At 66.7% G+C, this 11570-nt stretch carries 10 protein-coding genes; 3 read left to right on the top strand and 7 right to left on the bottom strand.

Going from position 1 to position 11570, the window contains the following annotated elements; all coding sequences use genetic code 11:
- Positions 1–104 precede the first annotated feature (104 nt).
- The 7 genes from der to ndk all read right to left on the bottom strand — a co-directional run bounded on the left by der (position 105) and on the right by ndk (position 6735).
- Complete coding sequence (gene der / locus VG566_RS20355; protein ID WP_241884829.1) at positions 105–1502, bottom strand: ribosome biogenesis GTPase Der; 1398 nt, start codon at positions 1500–1502, stop codon at positions 105–107.
- A 17-nt stretch (positions 1503–1519) separates the two neighbouring features.
- Positions 1520–2728 carry an outer membrane protein assembly factor BamB gene (bamB, locus tag VG566_RS20350; protein ID WP_014036904.1) on the bottom strand — a complete coding sequence of 403 codons (1209 nt, stop codon included), beginning with the start codon at positions 2726–2728 and terminating at the stop codon, positions 1520–1522.
- On the bottom strand, positions 2728–3366 hold the full coding sequence (locus VG566_RS20345) for a YfgM family protein (RefSeq protein WP_032960761.1): 639 nt from the start codon (positions 3364–3366) through the stop codon (positions 2728–2730). Before VG566_RS20345 ends, bamB begins: the two co-directional genes overlap by 1 nt.
- Positions 3367–3430: 64 nt before the next feature.
- Positions 3431–4303, bottom strand: coding sequence for a RodZ domain-containing protein (locus VG566_RS20340; protein ID WP_032960759.1), 873 nt, complete (start codon positions 4301–4303; stop codon positions 3431–3433).
- A gap of 18 nt (positions 4304–4321) precedes the next feature.
- Entirely contained in the window at positions 4322–5107 is a 786-nt protein-coding gene (pilW, locus tag VG566_RS20335) for a type IV pilus biogenesis/stability protein PilW (RefSeq protein WP_041863329.1), read from the bottom strand.
- A complete protein-coding gene (gene rlmN, locus VG566_RS20330; protein WP_005409296.1) occupies positions 5094–6299 on the bottom strand; it encodes a 23S rRNA (adenine(2503)-C(2))-methyltransferase RlmN in 1206 nt (401 codons plus the stop codon). The genes pilW and rlmN overlap by 14 nt, the downstream gene beginning before the upstream one ends.
- Positions 6300–6309: 10 nt before the next feature.
- On the bottom strand, positions 6310–6735 hold the full coding sequence (gene ndk / locus VG566_RS20325; RefSeq protein ID WP_005409295.1) for a nucleoside-diphosphate kinase: 426 nt from the start codon (positions 6733–6735) through the stop codon (positions 6310–6312).
- Positions 6736–7095: 360 nt separating this feature from the next.
- On the opposite strand from ndk, the gene VG566_RS20320 reads away from it, so the two are divergent.
- The 3 genes from VG566_RS20320 (at position 7096) to VG566_RS20310 (ending at position 11444) form a co-directional block, all read left to right on the top strand.
- Complete coding sequence (locus VG566_RS20320) at positions 7096–7749, top strand: TetR family transcriptional regulator (protein WP_241884830.1); 654 nt, start codon at positions 7096–7098, stop codon at positions 7747–7749.
- A gap of 39 nt (positions 7750–7788) precedes the next feature.
- Positions 7789–10161: a 3-hydroxyacyl-CoA dehydrogenase/enoyl-CoA hydratase family protein gene (locus VG566_RS20315; protein ID WP_126411978.1), complete on the top strand. Its 2373-nt coding sequence runs from the start codon at positions 7789–7791 to the stop codon at positions 10159–10161.
- Between the two features lie 74 nt (positions 10162–10235).
- Positions 10236–11444, top strand: coding sequence for an acetyl-CoA C-acyltransferase (locus VG566_RS20310; RefSeq protein ID WP_019661304.1), 1209 nt, complete (start codon positions 10236–10238; stop codon positions 11442–11444).
- Positions 11445–11570: the final 126 nt, after the last annotated feature.

The raw sequence follows: 11570 nt of genomic DNA, 5'->3' as shown, positions 1-11570 counted from the left end.
GGTGCCGGGCAGCTATGCATCTCCGCACGGGTCAGGGGGTTGCCGGCCAGCGGCCGGCACTACCACAAACAAGAAAGGCGGCCCTGCGGCCGCCTTCTCGTGAATCACTTGCCCTTGACGTGCTTCATCAAGCGCCGCTTGGCCTTGACCTGCCGCTCGGTGAGGACGTTCTTCTTGCCCTCGTACGGGTTGGTACCCTCGCGGAAGATGAAGCTCACCGGCGTGCCGATCAGCTTGAAGCGCTTGCGGAAGAAGTTCTCCAGGTAGCGCTTGTACGACTCCTGCAGCTCCTTCAGGCGCGTGCCGTGCACGATGAAGGTCGGCGGGTTGGAACCGGCCGGATGCACGTAGCGCAGCTTGGAGACATGGCCGCGGATGGTCGGCGGCGGGTTGGTCTCGTAGGCCACTTCCAGCGCCTTGTTCACTTCGCTGGTGGTGAAGGTCTTGTTCGCCGATTCGTGCGCGCGGTGCACCGCACGGAACAGCTCGCGCAGGCCCGAGCCATGCTTGGCCGAGATGCGCACCGACTCTGCCCACGGCACGAAGCCCAGCTTCAGCGACAGCATGGTTTCAGCCTGCTCGCGCTGGTACTCGGTCAGGCCATCCCACTTGTTGATGGCGATCACCAGCGCGCGGCCGGCATCGAGCACGGCACCGAGCACGGTGGCGTCCTGGTCGGTCACGCCTTCGGTGGCGTCGAGCATCAGCACGGCCACCTGGCACTGCTCGATCGACTGCATGGTCTTGACCACCGAGAACTTCTCGACGACCTCGTCCACGCGCGACCGGCGGCGCAGGCCGGCGGTATCGATCAGGCGGTATTCGCGGCCATCACGTTCCAGGTCCACCGCGATCGAGTCACGGGTGGTGCCCGGCACGTCGGAGGCGATCATGCGCTCCTCGCCGAGGATGCGGTTGACCAGGGTCGACTTGCCCACGTTCGGGCGACCGACGAAGGCGATGCGGATACGGTTCGGATCGTTGTCCAGCTCTTCGCCGCTGCCTTCTTCCGGCAGGCGCTGGATCACTTCGTCCAGCAGGTCATCCAGGCCCTGGCGATGCGCGGCCGACACGGTCAGCATCTCGCCGAAGCCGTAACGGGCGAACTCCGAACGGACGGTGTCCTCGTCGGTGCCGTCGATCTTGTTGATCAGCAGCAGCGTCGGGCGCGACAGCTTGCGCAGCCAGGCCAGGATCTCATCGTCCATCGCCGACGCACCCTCACGGGCGTCGACCACGAACAGGATCAGGTCGGCTTCCGCGGCAGCGGCGCGGGCCTGGCGGGTGGTAGCCCCTGCCAGACCCTCTTCCTCTTCCGCGATACCGCCGGTGTCGACGACGAGGAAATGATTGTCCTCGTCCAGCCGGCAGACACCGTAGTTGCGGTCGCGGGTGACGCCGGGCTGGTCATGGACCAGCGCGTCACGGGTGCGCGTAAGCGCATTGAAAATAGTCGACTTGCCGACATTCGGCCGTCCAACCAGGGCGACCAAAGGCAGCATCGCGATTACTCCAATTTTTAATTTGCCAACCGGAAGGCGGTCAGCTTGCCATCAACGTTCTGCACCAGCAGCACCCCGTCTGCGACGACCGGCTGGGCCAGCAGGGCGTCGCCGCCACTTTTTGCCCGTGCCGCCATCGCACCATCGGACGCCTGCAACCAGTGCACGTATCCCTTGTAGTCGCCGACCACCACGTAGTCGCCGTGCAGCGCCGGGCCGGTCAGCGAACGACGGGCCAGCGCGGTCTGCGACCACATGGCCGCGCCGCTGGCCTTGTCCAGGCCGAACACGCCGCCCTTGTTGTCGGTGACGAACACATTGCCCGACGACACCGCCACGCCACCGGCACCGCCATGGTCGCGCGCCCACAGCGGGCGACCGGTCGGGCCTTCGATGGCCATGGTCTGGTTCTTGAAGCTGCTCACGTAGAGGGTGTTGCCCTCCAGCACCGGCGCGCCGTCGACGTCGGCCATGCGCTCCAGCTCGGTGCGGCCTTCGCCGTTGCCGAGGTTCTGTTCCCACAGCGTGCGGCCATCCTGCTGGGCCAGGGCCGCAACCGCACCCTCGTCCTTGCCGATGAACAGCACGCCCGGGCCGGTCACCACCGGCGCGTTGCCACGCACGGTCAGCGCCGGCAGCTCGCTCGGGTTGAACCACTTCTGGGTGCCGTTGCCGGCATCGAAGCCGGTAACGCGGCCGTCGTTGCTGCGCACGTAGACCATGCCCTGGGCAACGGCCGGCGCGGCGATGACTTCACCCGGAACACGGGCGCGCCACTTCTCGCTGCCATCGTTGATGTCCAGCGCGATGACCTGGCCATCCAGCGTGCCGATCACGACCAGGTTCTCACCGACACCCGGGCCGCCGGACAGGCGCAGCTTGGCCTTCTTCTTTTCCTTCTTCGGCTCCCAGGTCCAGACCTTCTTGCCGGTCTGCAGGTCGATGGCGTGCACGCCACCGGTGATCGCCGCAGCGAACACGTGGCCGTTGGCCACCGCCGGGCCTTGGCGCACGCCGATGCGGCGCTCGCCCTTGCCGAGGTTGACCGACCAGGCCTTGCTGACCTTCAGGGTCGGCTCGAACTTGACCAGCTCAGCCGGTTCCTGTGCCTTCTTCGCGGCCGCGTCCTTGCCGGCGAACCAGCCCTTCATGGTGCTGCAGCCGGTCAGGGCCATGCCCATCAGGAGCACGGTGGCGACGCGGGTGATCATGACCTTCTGACTCATCAAACCGACTCCGCAGGGGCGGCGACGGTGCCGCCGGCGTCCATAACCTTGGTTTCCAGCAGGCGCCGCTGCGGCGCTGCCACGTCCAGCGTCTTCAGCGCCTTCTCGTACTGTGCACGGGCGTCATCGCGCTTGCCCTGCGCCATCAGCGCATCGCCATGGATTTCCAGGCTGCTGCTGTCGGTCGCGCTGCCCAGCAGCTTGATGGCCTCGTCGCTCTTGCCGGTGGCCACCAGCAGGCGGGCCACACGCTGGTCGACCACGCGCTGCAGGTCACCTTCGACCTTCACATTGCGCAGGGTTGCCAGTGCCTCTTCATTCTTGCCGGCGTCGACCTGGGCCTTGGCCAGCTGCAGCGCCGCGAGGTCGCCGTAGATGCTGGACGGGCCGGCTTCGAGCGCCTTGACCGCCTTGGCGGCGTCGTCAAGCTTGTTCTGCTGCAGGCCCTGCAGGGCCTTCTGGTACTCGACATTGGCCGAGGCCAGCTTGCCGCCCTGATCCTTCTGGTACCACTGCCAGCCGGCAATGGCACCGATGGCGATGACTACGCCACCGAGGATGCTGGCGCCATTCTTCCGCAGCCAGCTGCGGACGCGTTCACTTTGTTCGTGCTCGTCGAGCAGATCGTCGATCGCCATGCGTACTCTCGCCCCGCCCGTCGGGAGGGACCATTGGGATTATCGAAGGTGGTGAAACCGCGCCTCAGTGCGAAACCGGGACAACGGAGCCTTCAGAGGATACCTGAAAGCGTGCCACGTTGGCTCGCTGGTAGGGGGTCAGATCGACGATAGCGCCGTTCTGCTGAACCTGGACCGCCGAGGCGTTGCCCAGGGTCACCCGGGTCACCTGGCCCGGCGTGAAGCTGCGGGTCTCGCCGGACCTGATCAGCGCCTTCTCGACGGTGCTGCCGTCCGGGCCGCCGATGTCGACCCAGCTGTCGCCGCTGAACTGCATTTCCAGCGCGTTGCCGGCAGCCGCCGGAGCCGGCGCCGGGCGCGGCACCGGGGCCAGCGAGGCCACGTACGGGGTGGCCGCGGGCTTGCTGGCCGGGGCAGTGGCCGCTTCGGCCGGCGCAACAGCCTCGGCACCGGCCGTGGACGGGGTGACCGGCACGGCGGCCGGGATCACATCCAGCGACGCGGTGCTCGGCGACGGGGTCGCGCTGCCGTCGAAGTGGCCACGGGTGGCGAACCACACCGGCACCGCCAGCACGGCGGTGATGCCGACATACAGCACGCGCCGGCCGAGGTTCTCGGCGATGCGGCGCGCACGCGGGGTATGGGTATGGCTGACCAGGGTGGGCGGAACCACCGGGCCGACCTGGGCCTGTTCCAGCAGCTGGCCGACATCCACGTCGAGCAGGCGCGCATAGCTGCGCAGCTGGCCACGCACGAACACCGGCGCCCCCAGCTTCTGCCATTGTTCCTCTTCCAGCGACTTGACCACCTGGACCGGCATGCGCAGGCGCGAGCCGACATCTTCGAGGGTCAGTCCGGCCGCTTCGCGGGCCTGGCGCAGGCGGGTGCCGCAGCCGGCCGCAGTCTCGAGAGCGCTCACAGTCTGGTCATCAATCACAATGCATCAACCCTGGAGTTAGGAGCCCGCGTCCTGCGGAAATTCCTGTCGAATCCGCTGCAGATAACGATCAGATGCCGCCCGATCGCCCAGCTTCACTTCGATTTGAGACGCAAGTTGTAACACGGAACGCGTTGCGGGTGCAGCCGCAATCCTACGTTCGGCGAAGGCCCGGGCCTCCATGTAGCGGCCCTGGCGGTAGCTCAGCTGGGCCATCGACTCCAGCGCGACCGGGTTGGCCGGGGCCGCCACGAGCGCCGCACGCAGGTCGCGTTCGGCACGTTCAAGCTGGCCCGCATCCAGTGCGCAGCTGCCGGCATTGGCCTGGGCTTCGCCCGGGGTGGCATAGCCCGGCGCCTGCAACGCGCGGTCGAACCAGACCAGCGATTCGGCCGGCTGGCCCTGCTGGCACAGCCAGGCACCGTAGTTGTTGAGCACGTCGCCGCGCTGCGGCGCCAGTTCGGCGGCCTTGCGGAAGTTCTCACCGGCCTGGCGGGTGCGGCCACGACGGTCATCGATGCCGGCCTGGAGCACCAGCGCATCGGGCGCCTCGGGCGCCAGCTTCAGTGCTTCGCGCACCTTGCGCTCGGCGGCATCGAGATTGCCGACCTGCATGTCGCGGGTCGCCAGCGTCAACAGGTCGCGCCAGCGCACTTCGCGCCGCACGCTTTCCGGGTCACCCACCGAATAGACCGGCGCCTGGCTCGGACCGAGCTTGGCCTTGGGATGGGATTTGCAGCCGCCGACCGCAACGGCCAGCACGCCTGCGAGAAGCGCCAGCCAGAGGCGGTCAGGCCGCGGCATCGCTCCCCTTCCCCGCCTGCAGCGTCTTGTTGAACTCCGCCTGGCGGCGGGTGCGGTCCATCACCTGGCCCTTGAGCTGGCCACAGGCGGCGTCGATGTCGTCGCCACGGGTACGGCGGACCATGGTCAGCACGTTGCTGTCGAGCAGGATCTTCTGGAAGGCGCGGATGTGCGCTTCTTCCGAACGCTCGTAGCGGGTGCCCGGGAACGGATTGAAGGGAATCAGGTTGACCTTGCCCGAATCCTTGGCCTGCACCGCGTTGTCGAACTGGCGCATCAGGCGGGCCAATTCGCGGGCATGCTCGGGCTTGTCGTTGATGCCCTTCATCAGGGTGTATTCGAAGGTGACCGATTCGCGGCGCTTGTTGGCGCGCAGGTAGCGTGCGCACGAGGCCATCAGCTCGGCGATCGGGTACTTCTTGTTGAGCGGCACAAGGGTCTCGCGCAGCGCATCGTTCGGCGCATGCAGCGACACTGCCAGCGACACGTCGCTCTCGGCGGACAAGCGGTCGATCTGCGGCACCAGGCCGGAGGTCGACAGGGTCACGCGCTTGTTGGCCAGGCCGTAGCCCAGATCGTCGCGCATCACGCTCATGGCGCGCACGACGTTGTCGAAATTCATCAGCGGCTCGCCCATGCCCATCATCACCACATTGGTGAGGCGGCGCATCTGGTGCGGCACGTTGCCCAGGTGGCGCGCGGCAACCCACACCTGGCCGATGATCTCGGCAGTGGTCAGGTTGCGGTTGAAGCCCTGGGTGGCGGTGGAGCAGAACGTGCAGTTCAGGCCGCAACCGACCTGCGAGGACACGCACAGCGTGCCGCGGGTCTTGTCCGGGATGTACACGGTCTCGATGGCGTTCTTGCCATCCACGCCCATCGCCAGCAGCCACTTGTGGGTGCCGTCGGCGGAGGGCTTGTCGAACACGATGTTCGGAACCAGCACCTCGGCATGGGCCTGCAGCTTGGCGCGCAGGACCTTGCCGAGGTCGGTCATTTCATCGAAATCGGTGACGTAGCGATGGTGGATCCACTTCATCACCTGGTGGGCACGGAATTTCTTTTCGCCGAGAACCTCGACGAAAAACTTCTCCAGGCCCGCGCGATCGAGGTCGAGCAGGTTCTGCTTGCCAGCCGTGGGTGCCGACTTCGGCAGCGGCTGGATGGCGGGGGACTGTACGACCTCGTTCACGGCATTACTCTCAGCGCGAAACGACTTCGGTGGCGGCGAAGAAGTAGGCGATTTCAATCGCGGCATTCTCGACCGAGTCCGAGCCGTGGGCGGCGTTGGCATCGATGGATTCGGCGAAGTCGGCGCGGATGGTGCCCGGCGCGGCTTCCTTCGGGTTGGTGGCGCCCAGCAGGTCGCGGTGGGCCAGGACGGCGTTCTCGCCTTCCAGGGCCTGGATCATCACCGGGCCGGAGATCATGAATTCGACCAGCGCGTTGAAGAACGGACGCTCGCGGTGCACGGCGTAGAAGCCTTCGGCTTCACGGCGCGACAGCTGCTTGTACTTGGCGGCCACGACCTTCAGGCCGGCCTTCTCGAAGCGGGCGTAGATTTCGCCGATGACGTTCTTGGCAACGGCGTCCGGCTTGATGATCGAAAGGGTGCGCTCCAGCGCCATGGGATGTCTCCAATGGAATCGGGCCGCTGATGGCCCGAAGGGTAACATGAAAAAAACCCGCGTCGGGACGCGGGCTTAGCCTGATAAACGTAGGCGAATTGTAAAAGATAAAGCGGCGGCATGGTAGTGCCGGTGGCCGGCCGGCAAACCCTCATGGCAGGGGTCAGATCCCCACAGGGGCTCTGACCCCATCCCGGCCCAGTGTCGGGGTCGGAGCCCCTGCGGGGATCCGACCCCTACCCCATTCACCCAGCTGAGTGGATTCTGACCGTCCGGGCCATTTTTGCTGCACTGCAAAATGCCATACGCTACCGTCTGGTCCTAGTATCAAACAATCGTTTGATTAAGGTCCGCCCGCCGATGGCCAAACCCGCCCACTTCTCGACCAAGGACCGCATTCTCGGCGCGGCCGAGGAGCTGTTCGCACAGCACGGCTTCGCCGGCACTTCGCTGCGCCAGGTGACCAGCCAGGCCGACGTCAACATCGCAGCGGTCAACTACCACTTCGGCTCCAAGGAGAACCTGGTCAACGAGGTGTTCCGCCGCCGCATGGACGAGATGACCGGCGCCCGCCTGTCGCAGCTCGAACGCGCCCGCAGCGAACACCCCGGGCAGCTGCGCCCGGTGCTGGCCGCCTTCGTCGAGCCGGCATTGGCGCTGGCCCAGGATCGCCAGAACGGCGGTGCCTTCGTGCGTGTGATCGCCCGCGCCTACGCCGAGAAGAACGACAACCTGCGCAAGTTCCTGTCCGACCACTACGGCCACGTGCTGCGTGCGTTCGGCAAGGCCATCGGCGAGTGCGTGCCCGACCTGAGCAAGGAAGAGCTGTACTGGCGCCTGGATTTCCTGGCCGGCTCGCTCACCTATGCCATGGCCGACTTCGGGCTGATCAAGCGTCCCGCCGATGTCACTGAAGCGGCGCATCGTGCCCATGCCGCCCACGAACTGATCCATTTCGCCGAAGCCGGGTTCCGCGCCGCCGCTCGCGCCGGCGCCCTGCCCGCTTCCCTTTGATTCCACCCAGTAACTGCTGACCAACAAAGGCCCTACACCATGTCCAATTCCCTGCTAGTCCGCCGCGCCGCCGTGCTGGGTGCCGGCGTCATGGGTGCCCAGATCGCTGCCCACCTCACCAACGCTGGCGTCGACACCGTGCTGTTCGACCTGCCCGCCAAGGAGGGTCCGGCCGACGGCATCGTGCTGAAGGCGATCGCCAACCTGGGCAAGCTGAGCCCGGCACCGCTGGCCAGCAAGTCGCTGGCCGAAGCCATCACTCCGGCCAACTACGAGTCCGGCCTGGAGCAGCTGAAGGACTGCGACCTGATCATCGAGGCCATCGCCGAGCGCATGGACTGGAAGCAGGACCTGTACAAGAAGATCGCGCCGTTCGTGGCCGACCACGCGGTGCTGGCCTCCAACACCTCGGGCCTGGGCATCAACAAGCTGGCCGACGTGCTGCCCGAGCAGCTGCGCCACCGCTTCTGCGGCGTGCACTTCTTCAACCCGCCGCGCTACATGCACCTGGCCGAGCTGATCCCGGCCACCACCACCGACGCCGCCGTGCTGGAAGGCCTGGAAGAGTTTCTGGTCACCACCCTGGGCAAGGGCGTGGTGTACGCCAAGGACACCCCGAACTTCATCGGCAACCGCATCGGCGTGTTCTCGATCCTGTCCACCATCCACCACACCCAGCAGTTCGGCCTGGGCTTCGATGAAGTGGACGGCCTGACCGGTCCGCTGGTCGGCCGCCCGAAGTCGGCCACCTACCGCACCTCCGACGTGGTCGGCCTGGACACCATGGCCCACGTCATCAAGACCATGGGCGATACCCTGCCGAACGACCCGTGGCATGAATTCTTCAAGTCGCCGAAGTGGCTGGACGCGCTGATCGCCAAGGGCGCACTGGGCCAGAAGACCGGTGCCGGCATCTTCCGCAAGGTCGGCAAGGACATCGTGGTGCTGGACCTGGAGAAGCAGGACTACCGTCCGGCCGATCGCGCTGCCGCGCCGGAAGTGGTCGAGATCCTGAAGATCAGGAACCCGGCCGAGAAGTTCGCCAAGCTGCGCGAGAGCCAGCACCCGCAGGCGCAGTTCCTGTGGGCGACCTTCCGCGACCTGTTCCACTACAGCGCCTACCACCTGGCCGACATCGCCGAGACCGCGCGCGACGTCGACCTGGCCATCCGCTGGGGCTACGGCTGGTCGCTGGGCCCGTTCGAGACCTGGCAGGCTGCCGGCTGGAAGCAGGTCGCACAGTGGATCGCCGATGACATCGTGGCCGGCAAGAGCATGAGCAGCGCGCCGCTGCCGGACTGGGTGTTCGATGGCCGCGATGGCGTGCACGCCGCCGAGGGCAGCTACAGCCCGTCGCGCAACGCCAAGCTGCCGCGCTCGTCGCTGCCGGTGTACCAGCGCCAGCGCTTCCCCGATCCGCTGCTGGGCGAAACGTTCGCGCCGGGCGAGACCGTGTTCGAGAACGACGGCCTGCGCATGTGGCACGACGGTGATGGCATCGCCGTGGTCAGCTTCAAGACCAAGATGAACACCGTGTCCGACCAGGTGCTGGACGGCCTGCAGGAATGCGTGAGCCGCGCCGAGAAGGACTTCCAGGGCCTGGTGATCTGGCAGCAGAAGGAACCCTTCTCCGCCGGTGCCGACCTGGCCGGTGCCCTCGGCCTGCTGCAGGCCGGCAAGGTCGACCAGTTCGAAGAAATGGTTGCCAACTTCCAGCGCACCAGCCAGCGCATCAAGTACTCGCTGGTGCCAGTGGTGGCTGCCGTGCGCGGCCTTGCCCTGGGTGGCGGCTGCGAGTTCCAGATGCACAGCGCCAAGACCGTGGCCTTCCTGGAAAGCTACATCGGCCTGGTCGAGGCCGGCGTCGGCCTGCTGCCGGCCGGTGGTGGCCTGAAGGAACTGGCCGTGCGCGCCTCGCAGGCCGCGGGTCCGGGCGGCGACGTGTTCGCCGAACTGAAGAAGACCTTCGAGACCGTGGCGATGGCCAAGGTGTCCAACTCGGCGGTCAACGCCAAGGAACTGGGCCTGCTGCGCAGCACCGACAAGGTGGTGTTCAACAGCTACGAGGCCCTGCACATCGCCAAGGCCGAAGCACGCGCCCTGGCCGAAGCGGGTTACCGCCCGCCGCTGCCGGCACGCCGCATCCAGGTGGCCGGTGACGTGGGTATCGCCACCTTCAAGATGATGCTGGTCAACATGCTGGAAGGCCGCTTCATCAGCCCGTACGACTACGAGATCGCCGAGCGCATCGCTACCGTGCTGTGCGGTGGCAAGGTCGACCGCGGCACCCTGGTCGACGAAGAGTGGCTGCTGACCCTGGAGCGCAAGCACTTCGTCGAACTGGCCCAGCAGGAAAAGACCCAGGCCCGCATCGCGCACATGCTGAAGACCGGCAAGCCGCTGCGTAACTGATCGCCCATCCCTGCTTCCGGTGGGTGCCGACCGTTGGTCGGCACTCCGGCTAAAAAATTCAAGAGATCACTGCAATGACCAAGCAAATCCAGGACGCCTACATCGTCGCCGCCACCCGTACCCCGGTTGGCAAGGCGCCCAAGGGCATGTTCCGCAACACCCGCCCCGACGACATGCTTGCGCACGTGCTGCGCAGCGTCGTCGCCCAGGCCCCGGGCGTGGACGTCAACCGCATCGATGACGCCATCATCGGTTGCGCCATGCCGGAAGCCGAGCAGGGCATGAACGTGGCCCGCATCGGCGTGCTGCTGGCCGGCCTGCCGAACACCATCGCCGCACAGACCGTGAACCGCTTCTGCTCCTCCGGCCTGCAGGCCGTGGCGCAGGCCGCCGACGCGATCCGCCTGGGCAACGCCGACCTGATGCTGGCCGGCGGCACCGAGTCGATGTCGATGGTGCCGATGATGGGCAACAAGATCGCCATGGCGCCGAGCGTGTTCGACAACGACCACGTTGCCATCGCCTACGGCATGGGCATCACCGCCGAGAAGGTCGCCGAAGAGTGGAAGGTCTCGCGCGAAGACCAGGACGCCTTTGCCCTGGCCTCGCACCAGAAGGCCATGGCCGCGATCCAGAACGGCGAGTTCAAGGACGAGATCAGCCCGTACGAGATCGTCTCGCACCTGCCGGACCTGGCCGACGGCCAGCGCATCATCACCCGCAACAAGATCGCCGACACCGACGAAGGCCCCCGCCCGGACTCCTCGGCCGAAGGCCTGGCCAAGCTGCGCCCGGTGTTCCGCAACGGCCAGTTCGGCGGCACCGTCACCGCCGGCAACTCGTCGCAGATGAGCGACGGCGCCGGCGCCGTGCTGCTGGCCTCGGAGCAGGCGATCAAGGATTACGGCCTGACCCCGCTGGCCCGTTTCGTCAGCTTCTCGGTGGCCGGCGTGCGCCCGGAAGTGATGGGCATCGGCCCGATCGCCGCGATCCCGAAGGCACTGAAGCAGGCCGGCCTGACCCAGGACCAGCTGGACTGGATCGAGCTCAACGAAGCCTTCGCCGCGCAGTCGCTGGCGGTGATCCGTGACTGCGGCCTGGACCCGGCCAAGGTCAACCCGCTGGGCGGCGCGATTGCCTTGGGCCACCCGCTGGGTGCGACCGGCGCGATCCGTACCGCAACCCTGCTGCACGGCCTGCGTCGTCGCCAGCAGAAGTACGGCATGGTGACGATGTGCATCGGCACCGGCATGGGTGCGGCGGGTATTTTCGAGGCGCTGTAAGGTTCAAGGCGTTGCCTCGTTGGGCTTCATGGCGTGGGTCGGGTTGGCAGGGCTGCCCGGGACACGCCGTGAACCCTTCCATGGGGGCTCGATGGCGCCATCCATGGCGCCAACGGTCCCGGGCAG

This window comes from Stenotrophomonas sp. CASM114 (assembly GCF_049384325.1).
Lineage (GTDB): Bacteria > Pseudomonadota > Gammaproteobacteria > Xanthomonadales > Xanthomonadaceae > Stenotrophomonas > Stenotrophomonas muris.
Note: the sequence above shows the minus strand (reverse complement) of the source record. Positions and strands in the feature narration are given on the sequence as shown.